This is a genomic window from Paenibacillus sp. 2TAB23 (assembly GCF_052115165.1).
Taxonomy (GTDB): Bacteria; Bacillota; Bacilli; order Paenibacillales; family Paenibacillaceae; genus Pristimantibacillus.
The window spans coordinates 277,665-296,337 of record NZ_JBFRGD010000003.1 but is presented as its reverse complement, the minus strand read 5'-3'; the positions used below and the strand labels follow the sequence as shown (position 1 = coordinate 296,337).

12 protein-coding genes are annotated in these 18,673 nt (G+C 49.3%); 4 read left to right on the top strand and 8 right to left on the bottom strand.

Going from position 1 to position 18,673, the window contains the following annotated elements; genetic code table 11:
* The first annotated feature begins 159 nt into the window (after positions 1 to 159).
* Entirely contained in the window at positions 160 to 5,490 is a 5,331-nt protein-coding gene (locus AB4Z29_RS06570) for a DUF4962 domain-containing protein (protein WP_441942412.1), read from the top strand.
* A 347-nt stretch (positions 5,491 to 5,837) separates the two neighbouring features.
* Here AB4Z29_RS06570 and AB4Z29_RS06565 read toward each other — a convergent pair whose 3' ends face one another.
* From AB4Z29_RS06565 to AB4Z29_RS06535, 7 genes are all read right to left on the bottom strand, one after another.
* On the bottom strand, positions 5,838 to 7,136 hold the full coding sequence (locus tag AB4Z29_RS06565) for an alpha-glucosidase/alpha-galactosidase (RefSeq protein ID WP_441942263.1): 1,299 nt from the start codon (positions 7,134 to 7,136) through the stop codon (positions 5,838 to 5,840).
* 49 nt (positions 7,137 to 7,185) lie between these two features.
* A complete protein-coding gene (locus AB4Z29_RS06560; protein ID WP_441942262.1) occupies positions 7,186 to 8,070 on the bottom strand; it encodes a carbohydrate ABC transporter permease in 885 nt (294 codons plus the stop codon).
* A gap of 16 nt (positions 8,071 to 8,086) precedes the next feature.
* Positions 8,087 to 8,983: an ABC transporter permease gene (locus AB4Z29_RS06555; protein WP_441942261.1), complete on the bottom strand. Its 897-nt coding sequence runs from the start codon at positions 8,981 to 8,983 to the stop codon at positions 8,087 to 8,089.
* Between the two features lie 36 nt (positions 8,984 to 9,019).
* Entirely contained in the window at positions 9,020 to 10,678 is a 1,659-nt protein-coding gene (locus AB4Z29_RS06550; protein ID WP_441942260.1) for an extracellular solute-binding protein, read from the bottom strand.
* A gap of 246 nt (positions 10,679 to 10,924) precedes the next feature.
* Positions 10,925 to 11,956, bottom strand: a complete 1,032-nt coding sequence (locus tag AB4Z29_RS06545; RefSeq protein ID WP_441942259.1) for a response regulator transcription factor — start codon at positions 11,954 to 11,956, stop codon at positions 10,925 to 10,927.
* Positions 11,931 to 13,697, bottom strand: coding sequence for a sensor histidine kinase (locus AB4Z29_RS06540; protein ID WP_441942258.1), 1,767 nt, complete (start codon positions 13,695 to 13,697; stop codon positions 11,931 to 11,933). The genes AB4Z29_RS06545 and AB4Z29_RS06540 overlap by 26 nt, the downstream gene beginning before the upstream one ends.
* 513 nt (positions 13,698 to 14,210) lie before the next feature.
* Positions 14,211 to 15,044, bottom strand: a complete 834-nt coding sequence (locus AB4Z29_RS06535) for a hypothetical protein (RefSeq protein WP_441942257.1) — start codon at positions 15,042 to 15,044, stop codon at positions 14,211 to 14,213.
* Positions 15,045 to 15,413: 369 nt separating this feature from the next.
* On the opposite strand from AB4Z29_RS06535, the gene AB4Z29_RS06530 reads away from it, so the two are divergent.
* The gene (locus AB4Z29_RS06530) at positions 15,414 to 15,986 is read left to right on the top strand and encodes a YdcF family protein (RefSeq protein WP_441942256.1); all 573 of its coding nucleotides are present in this window, start codon (positions 15,414 to 15,416) and stop codon (positions 15,984 to 15,986) included.
* A 149-nt stretch (positions 15,987 to 16,135) separates the two neighbouring features.
* Positions 16,136 to 16,528: a hypothetical protein gene (locus tag AB4Z29_RS06525; protein WP_441942255.1), complete on the top strand. Its 393-nt coding sequence runs from the start codon at positions 16,136 to 16,138 to the stop codon at positions 16,526 to 16,528.
* Positions 16,529 to 16,717: 189 nt separating this feature from the next.
* Here AB4Z29_RS06525 and AB4Z29_RS06520 read toward each other — a convergent pair whose 3' ends face one another.
* The gene (locus tag AB4Z29_RS06520; protein WP_441942254.1) at positions 16,718 to 17,602 is read right to left on the bottom strand and encodes a LysR family transcriptional regulator; all 885 of its coding nucleotides are present in this window, start codon (positions 17,600 to 17,602) and stop codon (positions 16,718 to 16,720) included.
* 126 nt (positions 17,603 to 17,728) lie between these two features.
* Here AB4Z29_RS06520 and AB4Z29_RS06515 point away from each other — a divergent pair, with 126 nt between their 5' ends.
* Positions 17,729 to 18,469, top strand: a complete 741-nt coding sequence (locus tag AB4Z29_RS06515; RefSeq protein ID WP_441942253.1) for an SDR family NAD(P)-dependent oxidoreductase — start codon at positions 17,729 to 17,731, stop codon at positions 18,467 to 18,469.
* Positions 18,470 to 18,673 lie beyond the last annotated feature (204 nt).

Genomic DNA, 18,673 nt, shown 5'->3' with positions numbered 1-18,673 from the left:
ACGTTTGTCGGTTTCGTATATATACGTGTTAAGAGTGTGAGGGCTACTATTAGGACGAAATCGAAAGAAAGGAGGAATGAAAGCGCATACAACAATACATAACGCGTGAAACGCGTTGATCAAAGCGGCAAGATCATATGAAGGAGGCGAAACAAATTGATGACTCGCACAAGGCAGCGCAATGTGGCGATTACCGTTGTATTGGCAATGGCAATGAGCCTGATTCTGAACGTTTTTTCTTTTCAATCGGCCTTCGCGGCGGTCAGCAACCCGGTAATGGGGCCCGAGCTGGTTATTAATCCCGGTTTCGAGGAAGTATCGGGTTCGATGCCGGCAAGCTGGACCATGTTTGACAATAAGCCCGATGTCGCGGTCGAGTCGACCACCGAACAGGCATTCGAAGGAACGCGAAGCGTCAAGCTTACCGACAATTCGCATGCCACCGCGGCGGGGATGCGCAGCCAGATGATGGCCTATTCCCCAGGGACAACGTACACCGCAAGCGTGAAGGTGCTGGTGGAAAGTGGTACAGGCACGCTCTTGGTCCGATACTATAATGCCAATGGCTCGTTTATTGGACAGAAAGGACAGTTTGTCAACACAGCAGGCTGGCAAACGATTACTATCGTGAATGAAACGCCTATGGACGGCACTGTCAGCACGGAAATGCTGATTGTCGTCCCCAGCACGCCAGGCACAGGCGTCGTCTATGTGGATGACGCTTCGTTCAAGACAACGGAGCTGTTGACTAATCCAAGCTTCGAGGCCGTGACGGGAACGAGACCGACCGGCTGGACAGCTGTCGACCACGCAACGGCGTCCAGTATCAGTACGGTAACGAACTCCGTGTATTCCCACGGCAAAAGAGCGGTGCGTATCGTTGATAATTCCGCAGTGCATGCGTACAGCCTAAAGAGCGCTGAGCTTCCAATCGCTGCGGATAAATCATATACCGCAGTCGTACTAGCCAAGCCGCTGTCCGGAGTCGGAAAGCTGTATCTGAATTTCTTCGGTTCATACGGCCAGCAATACGTGGAAGCGCAGACCAATGGCACCGGAAACTGGGAGACGTTAACGGTGTCGGCCGAACCTCCTGCCGGAACGACCGGTGTGTCGGTCGAGCTGGCAACGTTAGGCAGCCAGACTGCTGATGTCTACTTCGATCAAGTGTCGTTAACGGCGGGTGATGCGACTCCGACTCCTACACCAACGACAACACCAACACCAACGCCGCCGAGCGGCTCGCTGAATTGGCCGAATGAGCCGAACCCGGCTGCATACCGCCATTTTGAGCCGGAAGATCGTCTCGTTACGACCCAGAACCCGCCTGATTTCGGATGGCCACATGTACCAGGCGTCGAACGTTACGAGCTGCAGGTTGCGACTGATAGCGATTTCAACAATATCGCCTATCAGAAAGACGACATCGCCATCAACTTTTACAATTTCCCGAATACATTCGTGGACGGAGAGTCGTACTTCTGGCGAGTCCGATTCCATAAGCCAGCCGGAGTATCGAATTGGAGCGATGTCCAGCGATTCCGGATCGATCCGGATGCCGTTCCGTTCCCGGTGCCGGACATATCGCAGCTGTTAAGTCAGGTGTCGATCTCGCATCCCCGCATCTTGACGAATCCAAATAAACTGGAGCAATTCCGAGCAAGAAGAGACGGCGACGGCAAGGCTGTCTTTGAGCGGATAAGCGAAATAGCTGCTGCGGATTTGGCCGACGCGTCGGCGACGCTGCCGCCGGATCCGGTGCCTCCCGTTCCTGAGGGGCAGACGCCGCATCCGAATAACCCTAGGAATGAAGTCGTAAGCGTCCTGTCTCAGAGAGAGACGACGAGAATGGTCAATGCAGCATTCGTCTATCTGATCACAGGACAATCCGAATATGGCAATTATGCAAAGTCTCGGTTATTGAACCTAGCCACATGGAGAACCGACGATGGGCCGACCTCCTACCATGCGTCAACGGGCGGCAACGACCAGGTGCACCGGGATATCGCATATAAGAGCGCCATTGCCTATGACTGGATATTCAATCTGCTAAACGACGAGGAGAAGGAACAGGCTCTGACGATGATAATGGCGCGCGGCCAATCGATTGCCGATGACGTGTTATATGATGCCAATCCGATCTCGACCACCCCTTTCGATTCGCACGGATGGACGGTTAACGGGTTTATGGGCATCATTGCGACGGCGCTGCTGCATGACAATACGATAGTGAATGGCGCACCCGTCTCGGAGAAAGCACAGCAATGGTTTAAAGCGATCGTCCCCGCTTACATCAATTTATTGCCGCCGTGGGGCGGCGAGGATGGCGGCTGGGGCAACGGAAGCGGCTACTGGAACTGGTCGTCCGAGGCCAATAAGCAATTTATGGATGTGCTCTTGGCAGCAACCGGCTTTGATCTGTATCAGAAGGCGTTCTCGCGCAACGAGTCTTGGTTCCCTCTCTACACGCTGCCGGTTGGCCAAAAGTCAGGCGTGTTCGGCGACGACATCAACATTTTGCAGCCGTCCTACTCCGCTACCAATACGATGCGCAATGCGCAGATGCTCCAGAATCCGGTCATGCAGTGGTATTCGCAGCAGAATTCGCCCCACAACACCGACAAAATCTTTGCGTATTTGTATGGGGACAGCAGTCTGGAAGCTCGCCCTCCGGTTGAGATGCCGACAGCCAAATATTTCGATAAGATTGGTTTGGTCACCATGCACTCCAGTCTGTACGATCCGAAACGAATTTCGCTCTTCTTCAGATCAAGCCCGTTCGGCAGCTTCAATCACAACCATGCCGATCAGAACGGGATCGTCATCAATGCGTTCGGCGAGGAGCTGGCACTTGACGGCGGGTTCTATGATTCATACACATCTAATCATTTTCAGAAGTATGCCAAGCAAACCTTTGCCAAAAACGCGATCACCTATGACGGCAAGAAGGGGCAAAAAATATTCGATATGACGGCAATCGGCCAAATTACTGGCTTTGCGACCGATAAGCATTTCGACGCAGCCGTTGGGGATGCCACAGGCGCCTACAATACCGATTCGGCGAATGCTGGACTGGATCAAGCGCAGCGGAGCATAATTTATGTCAAACCGGGCGCATTTGTCGTAATTGACAATGTGGAAGCGCGTCAGCCGGGCGGCTCCAACTTCGAATACTGGCTTCATGCCGAAAAGAGCCTGACGCTGGATGACGATCAGAGCGGCGCTACGATCATTCAGAATAAAGCGGCGTTGAAGGTAAAGCTGCATTATCCGGATTTGACGGCCTCGAAGACTGGACAGTATATCGATGCAGCAGGAAACGAGTGGCTGCCTAGCGTGGAGAAGGACACGATTCCGCATTTTAAGGGCCGTACTCGAGTCCATGCGAACTTTACGACGCCGAAGACGGACTATGCGACGATCGTCTCTACGTATATTCCCTATCAAGTTGGCACGCAGCCGGAAACTATCGACGTGCAGGATCTCGGCGCATACCGGAAGCTGCACTTCCAGGACGGCACGGATGTCTATGTACGGACCGCGCAGAGCGGCGTTGTGACGGCGGATAACCTGCAATTTGACGGGGTAGCGATTGCGGTCAAAGACGACTCGATTCTGCTTGTCGGCGGCACGAAGTTGATTCGGGACGGGGTAACGCTGATCGATAGCACGCAGACAGCGACTATTGCGCATTCGGGCAGCGAGCTGTCGATCACGAGCTCGAAGGATACGCGAGTCAGCCTTCAGGCAAGCGGTGTGACGACGGTTCTCGATGAAGAGTATCGCAGCATTCCGATGGGTGGCACTGTAACGGAATCCGTCTATAAGCGCGGCGTCCATTGGAACGCTTCCGTTAATATGCTGACGTTGAATGTCGAGGCGGGCCAGCATCAGCTTCTCTTAAGCAGCATTCCGGCGCCTGCTCCTGCAGACCCGGTATCGCTGGTAGTCGAGATTGACGAAATCCCTTCGACAGTCACGCTTTCCGCTTACGGGGACGGACGCGGAGGCGTCTCCTCTTGGGGAGATTTAACGAATTCGGTTGGACTGTATGAGGTGTTGGAAGCGCCGGAAGGTCTCAAATTCGAGAAGCTAGGCGGCGTCACGCCAGTGATGTTCCTGGGCGCGAATGCGAAGCTGATTCTGGATGGCCCCGCATCGCCGCTGAAGTTGCGGAGTGCGGGTTCGGGTGCAGCAACTCCGGTCGATCAATCGGTTGACTATGATACCGTTAAGGGAGGTTTGAACGTCTTTGCGGAAGCGGAAAGCTTCGGCAGCGCGGACAGCGGGATATCCACCTATAGCACGCGCGCGTTTCTCTCGGGCGGTGTCGGTGTCACCGGCTGGAACAATCCCGGTCAAATGATAACCTGGCAGTTGAATGTCCCTGAAGCCGGATTCTATGATGTCGCAATGAAATACGTCAGCGGCTGGGAGTTGGGTGGTGCTGATACGAAGCGCTTGATTCAACTGGGCTCGGAGCTTTATTCGGCAGATATTCCGAGCACGCTGAAATGGGGGACTGTTCCTGAGGAATGGAGAGCAGTGACGGTCCACACCGGGACGTTCTTACCGGCGGGACCTGTTCAACTGAAGATGTGGAACGTTACCGGATCGTCGAATGTTGACTGGGTTGGCCTGAACAAAACAGAAACGGTCACGGAGCCGTCCATCAGGCTTACTCCAAACGAAGACAGCGTAATTCCGAGTCAGGAGTTTGAACTGCAAGTGTCACTTGAGAATGACACGACTGCGGCCGGCGTCGATCTTACGCTGTCGTACGATTCGGCTCGCTTCAATTACATCGGCTATACCAAAAATGATGCCCAGCTGGCAGTCAACGTTTCGAACGACGATACAACCGGCAAGCTGCGCGTGCTGGCCGCTCGTACGGGGCCCGGAAGGTTATCTTCAGATGCATCAATCCTGGCGCTGAAGTTTCAGGTTAAGGCAAATGTGCCTTCGGGGGAAACGAACTTCGAGGCATCGGCGGTTACGGCGTCGGATCAATCAGGCACTGATTACGCGATTGGCGGATTTGCCGTTCAGGTGAACGTTCTAAATAAAGCTGCGTTGAACGCGCTCATCGCGCAGGCGACAGCGGCTCATGACCAGGCAGTTGCAGGGACGGTGATCGGCACATTCTTTAGCAGCGTGCTGTCTGGGTTGAAGGAAGAGCTCTCAGCAGCGAACCAAGCCGCACAAACGGCTGCGGCACAGACGGATGCAACTCCGGGGCAAGTTCAGGATGCGATAGATCTTCTGGCTTCAGCGCTCGCGGAATTCGAGGCCCACCGTATTACAGCAACAACAGGCAATATGAACAGCGACCCGCGAATTACGATAGGGGATTTCGTCCTGGTGGCCGCACATTACGGGAAAGACACGGTAAGCCCGGATTGGGCAATTGCCCGAACTGTTGACATTAATAAGGACGGCATTGTAGATATCGAGGACTTGGCGTTCGTCGCCTCCCGAATTTTCGGGTAGCAGCAATCTAACGATGTTCCCCCTTGATTGTCAAGGGGGAACTTTATTTAGCTGAAGAATAACCGGGATTAATGCGTTTCCTGTTTAGTGGCTTGGCAATAGTGAGCTTAGTGGTCGGACGGCTTTCGCTTGCCTACAATATACTGAAGAAAGCAGCGATGAACTAAAATAGAAACGGGTTGGAGCAGAAAAGACACCTGATCCATCCCGTTTTCGCTTTTTCAACTTGTATATTAGCATTTGATTGAATTGCGAAGAGCAGGGAGCATGGAGAACACCACCCCATATAAATAAGCAAGCAGTTATCGTGACATGCACGACATCCGCTTGCTTAGAAAAGCTGAAAATTACCGGTAATTCGGCAGCAAATATTGATTGGCATCTAGCATTTCGTCGACCAGCGCTTTGATATTGTCGATAGGCAGTTCTGCTCCTGTATGCGGGTCTAGCAGCGCCGCGTGGTAAATATGCTCGCGCTTGCGTGTAACCGCCGCTTCAATCGTGAGCAGCTGCATGTTAATGTTTGTCCGGTTAAGCGCCGCGAGCTGCGGCGGAAGCGCGCCGAAGCGGGTAGGTGTAACGCCTTCGCTGTCTACGATGCAGGATACCTCTACGCAAGCTTCATCCGGCAGATTCGATATAAGCCCGCCGGTATTGAGCACATTGCCTGCGATTTTGAATGGAATGTTCGTCTCCATGGCTTCCATAATAAAAGAGGCGTATTCATGCGTGCGCGTGTGAGTCACGGAAGCATTGTTGACGAGTCCGTTCATCGCCTGTTCCCAATAAAGCTTATTGCTGTCTCCCCAGCCCTTGTAATTTTCAGTCGGAATATTGTACTTCTCCAGCAGCTCCGGGTAGGCGTTCTTGATGAAATAAGGAACGTATTCGGCTCCGTGCATGCTGGATTCGGTTACATAATAACCAAAGGTGTTCATAATCTCGTACCGGACCATATCTTCATGAGGTCCTTTGCGCGCTGCTGCCCGGCGTTTGATCTCCGGATACAGATCCTCGCCGCCGCGCGTAATGTCAAGCAGCCACGCTTGGTGGTTAATACCGGCAATGCGCCAGCGGACATCCTCCGCGCTCATGCCAAGGCCCTCCAACAGCTCCTTCGCGCAAACCTGCACGCTGTGGCACAAGCCTACCGCTTTGACGCCGGTTTCTCGCAAAATCGCGCCCGTCAGGATAGCCATCGGGTTGGTATAGTTCAGGAACCAAGCATTGGGGCAAAGCTCCTCCATATCCCGTGCAAACTCCAGCATGACGTCGATCGTCCGAAGACCCCGGAACAAGCCGCCCATGCCCAGCGTATCGGCATAGGTTTGTTTCAACCCGTACTTGCGCGGCATTTCATGATCGCTGCGGATGACGGGTTCGAAGGCTCCGACGGAGATCGCATTGATGACGTAGTCTGCGCCCTTAAGCGCTTCCCGGCGGTCAGCATAAGCCTTGATAGTTGCTTTGCCGCCAAGATTGTGATTTAAGTTGACCAGCATCTTCTCCGATTCCTTCAAGCGCTCCAAATCAATATCATGCAAAGCGATGTGCGCATCGGCAAGCGCTGGCGTCAGTATGCAATCGCCGAGTACGTTTTTGACGAAAATGGTGCTACCTGCACCGATAAATGCGATTTTTGCCATAGTTTCTCTTTACTCCTCTGTTGGTGGATGAAATGGATGAAGCTCGCGGTTAACCTTTGACGCTGCCCATTACGATGCCTTCCGCAAAATATTTTTGCAGAAATGGATAGACGAACAGGACGGGGAGCACGGCTACAAACACTTGAGCCGCTTTGGACGTACGATCGGATACCTCTGCCCACTTCAATATGTCCTGGGCGGCCATAAGCGACAAATCCCGATTGACGATCACGGTCTGAAGATAGCTTTGCAGCGGGTAGTTGTCAGGCCTGTTCATTAGAATCAACCCATCGAACCACGAATTCCAGTGTGTCACAATGCAGAACAATGTCAGCGTAGCGACTGCTGGAGCGGAAAGGGGCACGGCAATCTGCCACAAAGCCTGCCACCGGCCGGCTCCGTCGATCTGGGCGGCCTGATCAATTTCATCGGGCAGCGATTTGAAGAAGTTGAGCAGCAGAATGACGTTGAAGATTGGTACAGCGCCAGGCAAAATCATTGCCCAGAATGTGTCGATAATGCCGGTCATCTTAATGGTCATGTACCAGGGAATCAGGCCTCCGCTGAACAGCATCGTCACGACGAAATACCAGGCGTAAGCGTTGCGGAAGCTGAATTCATGGCTTCGCTTGGACAACGGGTAGGCAATCAAGATGGTCAGCAGCATATTAAGCGGAACACCGACGGCCACCCTGCCTAAGGAAATCAGGAAGGCTTGCCCGAACTCAGGCTTGCTGAGCACGAAGGAATAGGATTTAAGATTGAAGTCGACGGGCCAAAGGCTTACTTTCCCCGCGCTTACGGCAGCGCTGGAGCTGAACGAGATCGCCAGCACATTTAGCAAGGGGAAGAGGCAGGCAATGGCTACGGCGGTTAAGAACAAATAGTTGAACGCGAGAAACGTCCGTCTGCTTATCGAAGCGTGTTTATTCATGGTCAACCCACTTTTCCTAAAAAATCCGATAGTTTGTCAGCCGGTAAGCGAGCATATAGGAAACGCCGATCATGACGAAGGAAACGACTGATTTAAACAAACCGACGGCAGTAGCGACGCCATAATTGGCATTTTCAAGCCCGATGCGGAATACCAGCGTATCGATAATGTCTCCGGTCTTGTACACCTGAGGGCTATACAGGTTAAACACCTGCTCGAAGCCGGCGTTGAGCACGTTGCCAAGGCTTAGTACCGACATCAAGACGATCATGGGCAGCAAGGCGGGCAGCGTGACATTGAGCGTCTGCCTCATTCTGCCTGCCCCGTCCATGGACGCCGCCTCGTATAAAGCGGGATTGATGCTGGTTAAAGCAGCAAGATACACGATCGTTCCATAGCCGAATTCTTTCCAAGTATCCGTCCATACAAGCGTGAGGGGAAACCAATCAGGATCGCCGAGAAAGTAAATAGACGGAATGCCTAGCGAGCCGAGCAAGCCATTCACAAGACCCGTTGACGGAGAGAGAATATCGATAAGAATGCCGCTTAGTATGATCCAGGACAAAAAATGCGGGAAATAAATAATCGTCTGGATGCTGCGCTTGAACAGTCGGTTGCGCGCTTCATTGAGCAGCAGCGCGAACAGGACGGGGACAACAATGCCGGCGGCCATCTTCATTCCTGCGATGAAGAAGGTGTTGCCGAGGACGCTAAGCGTCCCGGGCAGTTGCAGCATATACTCAAAGTTTTTCCATCCAACCCACGGGGACCGAAACATCCCCTTGGACGGAACCAGTCTCTCGAACGCCATGATGATGCCAGCCATCGGCACGTAGCTGTAGATGAAGACCAGGAGAAAGCCCGGCAGAATCATCAGGTGAAAGGGCAACTCTCGGATGGTCTTACGTTTCATTGGTTATTCGCCTCTTTCTTCCCGGAGTGGTGTCCCTTACTGGGAAGCCTGCCAATCGTTCACTTCTCCGGTAATCGTATTGCCGCCAAGATCATTCCACTGGGTAACGAATTGGTCGAATTCGTCAATTGAGCCGCCCATGATAATGCGCGTAAACACCTCTAGCTGCAGCTTTTGAAGCGTAGCGTTATTGTCGGTCATCCCTTGCGTAGGTGCGCCGAAGTAGGCGTCATCGACTAGCTGCGCGTTTTTGGAATAGCTGTCAATGACCGATAAGGAGCCGGCAGGCCCGTACATCTGTTCATTGCCCCACAGCTTAAGGTCTCCCGCACGGAAGGCCAAGATATTGTCATAGTAGCCTTTTTCCTCAGTGTTCAGGCTGGAGGGGTCATTCGCTTCCAATGCCTTGACCACATTGAGATGGGCGTCGAGATTTTTGCGCGGTGCTTCACCATAGAGGAGTGCGTATTCGAAAATGGCGGTGTTGTTGTTTACGCTGTAAATATCCGGCTGGGCTGTTTCGCCCCAAAGCTTCTCAAAATCGAAGTTCAGCACCTTAACGGCTGCTTCCGGGTTTTTCGCTCCTTTTTTGACCACATAATACGTGTTGATTGCAAAAGGCACTTGGGCTTTAGCTGGCTGATCGTCGTTGGAGACGATCGAGATCGGTTTCCACTCCATCGTAGGGTCCGCATTTTTTCCGTCCTGCAGCCAGCCTGCATTCCAAAAGAAACCATAGAACAAGCCTAGCTTGCCACCGTTGGCAGCTTCACTTACCTTTGACGCATCTTTGGTCCCGAACTCCTTGTCAAGCAGACCTTGCTTATAGAGCTCCTGCAGCTTAAGCAATGCTGCTTTGGTTTCCGGCTGTACACTGCCGTAGCCCAGTTTTCCTGAGGCATCCTTTACCCATGTGTTCGGATAAGCATGAAACCCGTTAAAGAAGCCTTGCATGCCGGCGTAGAAGCCGAAAATATCCTTATTGATGCCAAGGCCGTAAGTGTCGGCTTTATTGTTGCCGTCCGGGTCCTGCTTCACGAAAGCTTCAGCGGTTTTAATCACGTCATCCATCGTTTTGGGCTCAGGCAGCCCGAGCTTTTGGAGCCAGTCCGTACGTACCCATAGGACGTGAGTTTGTCCAAGGCCTGAGGTCATATTCGGCAGACCGTACAGCTTGCCGTCGAAGGTCGCGGATTTAATGGCATTGCCGCCGTCTTGCGACATAATGCCTTTGGTCAGCTCCGACCCATACTGCTCGTAGAGAGAGGTGAGATCCTCAAGAGCGCCATCCTCTACCAGCCGTTTCAGCTGGGAAGCGCTGACAGGCGTAATATCAGGCAGATCATCGGAAGCGATGGCGATATTAAGCTTCTGATCGTATTGGGCGGTCGGCGTTGTCCATAAATACTTCACCTTCACGCCAAGCTCGCTCTCGTACGCCTTCGACCACACGTTGTTGTCGATGGATTCTCCTTCGCTGTACTTGGTGCCCTCGGTTATTCCCCGAACGGCCGTTACTTCAATCGGAGGTTCGTATTTTCCCAAGGGCGTTAATGAAGCGGTGTCCTTGGGCGTGTTGCTGTCAGTCGCGCTTTCTTCAGGTGCAGTGCCTCCGTTATTACCGCTGCTGCATGCAGCCAGCGAAAGAACGAGAAATGAAGTTAGTAATAGCACTATTCCTTTTTTTCCTTTCATCGTGCAGACATCCCCTTTCTGCTATCTTTATTCCTTTGCAGCGTAAGTATAGCAAACGCTTGCGAAGTGCCGTGAGTGGTTCAATTTTGAAGGTAGTTAGAATATTTTCCGCTCCGCGGCGCTGTCAGAAAATTTCAGTCGCACTATATGAGAAATATTTTCACCAGACTAATGCTTCGGCAGACGTTAAAAAGCCCGAACGCGTGCAGCGGATGATGCCGCCAGCCGCCTTCGGGCCTTTTCGGTTTAGGAACGTCCCGTATGCAACTGCCTGAACTCGCTTGGCAGCATGCCGGTTTGTTCTTTGAACAGCTTGCTGAAGTAACGCTGGTCCAAAAAACCGCATTTCTCAGCGATAAGATAAACCGGATGGTTCGTTGACAGGAGAAGCTCCTTCGCTGCATGAAGGCTTGTGGTCTGAAGGAAGTGGCTGAACGTCAGCCGCATAATATCCCGGAAGCTGGTGCTGAAATAGCTTTTGCTCAAATTAACCAGCTGGCAGATTTCACTTTGCTTCATATGCTGGCCAGGGTGCTCCGCAATCAGATCGACGGCTTTGACGACCGCCCGGATGACATCCTCGGAATAGGCGGAGCTTCTCAGCCATGCGGCCAGCTCCAATCGTAAGCCTTGCAGCCAGCTGGCGGCACCGCCGTTATTAGGAAGTGACGGGCACCGATTCCAGTCAAACATCAGAAAACTGCGTTTCCAGCGCTCCGCTGCGGCGAACAGAATGGAATGGGGCTCACTGCCGCCCGCTTGCTCCAGCTCATTAATTACATGGAATAACATATTGAATCGGTCGTCATCCATGACCCACTGAAGACCGGAGCTGGCTTCAGCAGCTGCTTTGCGCGCGAGGACGAGCTTTTCCTTGGTCGAATGGCTGCCGGGTGTATCCTGCCGGACCGCCTTCAATATCCGCTCCATGGTCGCATCGAGATCCAAATCCTCCAGCTGCGTTTTGACGATATAGTCAATCGCCCCGAGGCGAAGCGCCTCCTGAATGAATTCAAAGTCCTGATGGCAGGTGAGGATCACCACTTTCAGCGCTGGATCATGCTCGTGAGCCTTTTTAATCAGCTCCAAGCCAGACATCCCAGGCATCGTAATATCAGTGATCATCAACTGGACAGGGTGCGATCGCAAAAACGCCATGGCTCGCTCGCCAGTCGCGGCTTCGCCTGCAATTTCTACGCCGAACTTGCTCCAGGGGAACATCAGCCGCATCCCTTTGCGTACCAAGCTTTCGTCATCCACGATTAGAGCTTGAATCAAGGGCAACCACTCCTTTTAAGGTATCCGGGAAACGAATGGCAATCGTGGTTCCGATGCCAGTCCCGCTTTCCATCGTTAATTGCGCTTCTGTGCCATAATAGACGTCCAGCATTTTTTTGACGTAGCGCAGTCCGATCCCGAGCCCCGACTTGCGGAGCTGATCATCCTCCTCCTCGAGCATCGCAAGGAGCTTGTCCTCCGGAATGCCCTTGCCATTGTCCTGCACACGAATGAGCAAGGAGCTGTTAGCCCGCGTTATCGCCACCTCGATTTCCCCGCGGTCATCGTCATCGAATCCGTGGTACAGCGCGTTTTCGACTAACGGCTGCAGAATAAAGCGCGGAATTGGAACGTCAAAGCATTCCGGTTCGATGCTTAGCTTTACGTTAAAAGAATGATCGTATCTTATATTTTGCAAATCGATATAATCGCGCACGGCATCGACCTCTTCGCGTACCGTTACGATAATGTTTTTTTTGCCCAGATTATAATGCAATACCCTTGTGAAAATCGAGACCAGCCGAGCGATATTGGTTTGGCCTTCGATCCGGGCCAGCCACTGGATGGTGTTCAAGGTGTTATGCAGGAAATGCGGATTGATTTGGACAAGCAGCTTTTCTACCTCCAGCTGGCCACGCCTTTTTTCTTTATCCTCCACGTCTATTATCAGCTCCGAGATACGGCGGCTCATCTGATGGAAGTTATCGAGCATATGGTTGAATTCTGTTAACCCGGTTGCGGATATGCGCGTTAGGGACGGATTGTCGCTGAATCTCGTAATTTCCCGATTAATAATCCGTATGGGGCGGTACACCATACGCCAGATCAACCATGCCAGGATGATGCCGAGCACGAGAGAGAGCGATGCAAACAGCATGAATTGCGAAAGCCATTTGTTCATTTCGCGGTTGTACGCATCCTTCGGAATAAGCTGGTAGAGGGTCCAGCCTTGTCTTCCGGCCGCTTGAAATATTTTGTATGCGTTTTCAGGTGGGGCAAAGCTACTGCCGATTTCTTCTGTTCCGCTATTCATGTTGCTATAAGCAATATGCTCGTCAGGTGCCGTCAGCACATGGTACACGGGGGAGTTCGAGGAGCTGTCCGGTTTGGCTGCGGCTTCGAACATTGCATCCAGCCCGATAACCTTCGTCTCGATGTAGGCGTATAAGAAGCGCCCATGTCCATATTCCAGCTTGCGGAGCAATGAGAATACAGGCTCGGCCCGATTAGCTTCGTCCAATGATTCATGCGGGCCGTAATAAGTGAACAGCTTCTGTTTGAAAAAGGCTTTTAAATGCTCGGGTTTGAACTGGAGCTTCACGTTGGCATTCGGAAACAAAAGGGGCTCTGCCTGCTCCGGTGCGTAATAAAACATAACTCCGAGATTAGGGTTTGAGAAATTGACATTGGCTACTGATTGGTTAATATTGCGATATAGAATGGCACGGTCAAAAGAACTGCTGCTCGTGATGAAGTTAACCACATCCTGTCCAATGCCGCCTTCGATATCCATGAGCTGTGACACGCGTCCAAGCTCATCGAGTTTCCGGTCGAGCTCGTCCCGTTCGCGTTGAACCTTGTCGAGCCAGTCGCCTTCGATTTTCTCCGTTTGTACGATATAGATCCATCTGTACGAGATGTAGCCGGTGAGCAAAATAGGAACAATAGTTGCAACCGTCAATATGATCGCCAGCCTGCCCTTAAGCGACCGAATCAATGAAAAGCGATGGATAGATTCCATACGCTGGAAGCCTCCTATGTGACAATAATCGTTCGCCTGCGAGCAGCGAGCATGAGAACAGCACTATCTTAACACAAGCTTTATCGTTTCGGTACATGTGGTATATTGAAAGGAAGAGTAGAAGCAGCAGGGATGACCTTACAGTAAAACAGCAGATAGCCATAGCATGTACAAAATGACCATTGCCGAAAGCAACTGTTTAACTTTGCGCTGACCTGATTTTATGGCTTGATGTGAAACGAAAAGGTTTACCAATTAGATCAAGATGCCTCGTCACCCAAAATATTGGATAACAAAAATGGCCAACCAGTAAAAATGGGCTGGCCTCAAAATACGACTGGTAACGATAACTTAACAATCACAAGGACGAGGCTGGCGGTATGAAACGGCAGCCTCGTTGTGCTGAAGGACAGGTTGGTTTAGTGAAGGGACACAATTGCAACAAGCATCCGCAACTTGATCAACTGTTCATTCAACTAATGGGCAGAGATAATTCAGTAAATTTTGTGGTTGTTATGAAGGGGTGTAATTTAGACTGGCGCTAAATGAGAGCTGCGTGATATCAGCTGCGGAGGCATCCGTCGATGCAATCGTCCGTACGCGAATACCAATACGGTCACCCGCAGCAACTACTAAGGATCCCCCCACATTAATATTCGATGCAGTTCGGAAAGTACCAGCTGTAATGATATTATTCGGAAATCCGAATCTAACAGAACTAGTTAAAGGCGTTGTCACGAAAGATGAAGAGCTATGATCAATTCCATTATTCGGAACAGAAGGTGCGCGGAACACCGTAAACTCATATTGAAGTCCGAGAGTATTTATTGAAACAACAGATGCAACCAATAGGTCTGCACTTATTTGTAAATTATGAACGGTACCCGCAAATGGAATAGGGAAAGCAAAACCACCTGCTTCGGGTGGCATAGTTGATTCTCCAGACCCGCCGATAACTTCGACCGTGTTATTACCGAAACCCATTAAAATTGGAGCAGCCGATACGACTGCAGCACCGCTAAGAATGATCCCCGTTGAAAAGGGAATTAATCCTCCAGTACCTGCTGGCCCTGTTGGACCTGTCGTTCCAGCAAGTCCAGTTGCACCAGTTGCTCCAGCAAGTCCGGCTGCACCAAGTGCGCCAGCAAGTCCAGCTAATCCAGCTGGTCCTGCCGCTCCAAGTGCTCCGGCGAGTCCAGCTAATCCAGCTGGTCCAAGCGCTCCTGCTAGTCCTGCCGGTCCAGCATCTGCAATGGCTCCCGCAAGTCCTCGAAGCAATTGGCGCCCAGTAGGCGGGGGACAGTTTTTACAAGCGGTTTTCTTAATAACTCGATGATGACGTTTCATTTTTCTCCCTTTTGGATGACACACAAAAATGGCTTTCTTTTTACACCGTTTTTTTATATCGGGACAACTCAACAACGACACCTCCCTATAAGATGATTCAGTGTACGCGAGTCGATTTTTTAGGCATGGACTATTAGCTAGACTGCTAACTATTTTTAGAAAAATGGGTTTAATAGGGGAGTGTTATGCCCGCAAAACCAAACATTCACAATCGAATTGCTCCAGTTTCTTACCTGAATAATGCGATAATGTGGGAGGCGATTATTAAACGAGAGTAATGGGTCGACTGCGCTGTATGTTTCATACTCCCAAGTATGATAATATTTAGGAAGGATTACGGATGAAAAATGAGAGAATGCAGGTGAGAAATTGAACTATGTTTTCATGAAACGATTTTTAATAGCAGCAGCAAGTCTTTTCATCTGGTTTATCATTCACACTGCTTTCTTGATAGTAGATGGTTTGAATGATGAATTGAAGCCTGTTGACATAGCTGCAGTATTGGGAAATAAAGTAGAAGTTAATGGACAGCCTTCCGAGCGGTTAAAAGCAAGATTAGATACGTCCGTAGAACTTTATGATGGAGGCTATTTTAATTTCATCTTAGTTAGTGGTGGTATTGGTAAGGAAGGTTTCGACGAGGCAAAGGCTATGAAATTTTACCTAATAGATAAAGGGATACCGGAAGATAAAATTATAGAGGACAATAATGGCTACAACTCATATATGACCGCCCAAAATACCAGCAAGATTATGGATGAATTAAAATTGGACTCCGTTATGGTTATTACACAATATTTTCATGTATCAAGGACCAAATTAGCGTTTAGAAAAATGGATATTAAGGAAGTGTACGCGGCTCACGCCAACATTTTTGAGTTTAGAGATATTTACTCAATAATACGAGAATTCCCAGCTTATTATAAATATCTTTTTAAATAAACAAGAGGGTGTTCATTATACTTGAGAAGATGTATGCAAAAAACGTAATGGATTCATTATATAATCTTTTTATTTATATTAGGTTTGATCCATTGAATCCTACACTTTATGATGTTTTACATACGTATCAATACTGGTTGCATAAGGACATGAAGATTAATTATCGTTCAATTAAGAAATTAATAAATGAACTGAATTTAGTTGAAGACCACGAATACAAAACAATTATTATCTCAGAACTTAAGAAAATGCGGTTATTTGATGGTGCTAATAATATGGAAAGAATTCATCAGAGCATTCGTCCTATCAAATACATAATAGAAAATTTATTAATTGCAATTGATCAGAAGGAGACAGAAAAGATAAGAATTATGGCAAGTTCAGTACACAACTACCCAGCATTCATTTTAGGTAAATATAATTGTAATGCAATTGATTTTTGGAACGAACATATTAATTACTACAATAGTATTTTTCAAAGCGATTTTATGAATGACTGGAAGTATTTGTTTATAGAATATTATTCGAAGAACGAGAAATGATTATTACCCAATAGAAGAATAAATTAAGGATTAGACTGGTTGTGTTGATCCTATACGTTTTTCGAATTAGAAAACCGTCAAGCGTCGTAAATATGTATTAAACTGCAACGAACAAAAGAAACAGCGACAGTCATGGACATTAAAAAGTCTAGACGGTCGCTGTTTTTTTATTGATATAAAGCAATCATACTATTCTTTAAGAAGCTCCTGCTTAATATGCTGATAGAGCTTCGCACTTGCCAGTTTTAAAGGAAAATCCGAAGTTTTGCAAACAATTCCGAAAGTCATGTCGATTCGATTGCCACACATATTCCGTACTAATGTTCCTGCAGGTACTGGGTTCAAAACTACCTTTGGAACGAGTGCGATACCGAATCCGCTTTCGACATAGTATTTCAGAGCTGTCATACTGCCAATTTCCATCGTATCCAGAGAAAGATTCCCTAAATCCTGCAATACCATCTCAAGTTTCCTACGGTATGGACAGGTCGCTGACGTAATGAGCAGACGATGCCCTTGAAAATCATCTGGCTCAATCACTGGTTTTTCGGCAAGCGGATGATCCTCCGGTATCAATACCACGAATTCTTCCTTGAACAAGGGTTCAAAATAAAGTTCAGACCCTAGATCCGGAGCCGAGCAAAGAGCAAAATCAACCTCCCCCATTAGTAGTCGTTCGCATAACACTGGCGTATTGGCAAACTCTATGGACACGCGAATTTTCGGATTATCGGCTATGAATTTCTTCAGAATAACAGGTAAACGGTAACTGGCGGTTGGCTCCGTCACCCCAAGCCGAACATTTCCTGCCTCTCCTAACTGTAAATCCGACAAATTCTCTTGTAATTGCTCAATACTCTTTACGATTTGTAAACTTTGCCCGTGGAATAGCCTGCCAGCTTCCGTTAAACGGAGACCTTTTCCGCGTTCGATTAGCTGAATGCCCAAGTCGGATTCAAGCTTTTGAATTTGCATCGTAACAGTGGACTGTTGATAATTCAATTCATCTGCTGCACGGGTAAAACTACCGCATTTCACAATCGTTTGAAACGTTTTTAACGTTTTCAGATCCATTGTCGAATTCCCCTTGTTTATCCTTCATTTTTTTTGAATGTAACAATCATTTAAATCAATTATACAAATTCAAAATGAGAATCTACAATTATTTATATCATGGAAAAACAAAAGGAGATGTAACAAATGAATTTACGAAATAAAGTCGCACTAGTTACCGGCGGTGGTACAGGAATCGGCAGAGCTACTTCTTTGTTGCTTACTAAGAGGGGGGTAACAGTGGCGGTAAACTACTCACGCTCTAGAGTCGAGGCGGAAGAAACCGTATTAACTATCAATAAAGAAGGTGGTCGAGCAATAGCCGTACAAGCCGATGTTTCCAAAGACAAGGAAGTCAGAGGCATGATTAAATTACTGGTACAACAATTCGGTACTATTGATTTGTTGGTGAATAATGCAAGCATCACTCGGCATATCCCGCTTGATGATCTTGAAGGGGCAACAGAGGAAATATGGGACGAGCTCTTTGATGTCAACGTGAAAGGAATGTTTTACTGCTCTCGAGCTGTTGCCCCGTTTATGAACCGCAATAACGAAGGTGCTATCGTTAATTTAGGCAGTATAGCAGGACAAACAGGATTAGGTTCTTCCCTTCCGTACGCGGTATCCAAATCGGCAATTCACGGCCTCACGAAATCGTTGGCACGAGCCTTAGCTCCAAACATTAGAGTCAACTGCGTCGTACCAGGAGCCGTCGCAACAAGGTGGTGGGCTGGAAGAGAAGAACAGATGCAAAAATTAGCTCCCAATCTTCTATTGCAACGAATTTCAACACCCGAAGATATTGCTCAATTGATATGTGCAGCTCTGGAACAAGAAGCAATGACGGGACAAATCATCACTGTAGATAGTGGTCAGACGTTGTAAAAAAGCTTGTCCATGGCTCTCATCTTCAGAAATATCTATCCCAATAATTGGGTTCGTTTCATCTCTCACTATAACTGGTTCATCATATAATACGAACGGTTAGGATAGCTCCGTGGAACTTTTCGGTGATATTGGAAACGATGGAGTGAATCCATACGTCGATATTAGAAGAATAATCAAAAAAATAGCGGAGTTGAAGGGAGC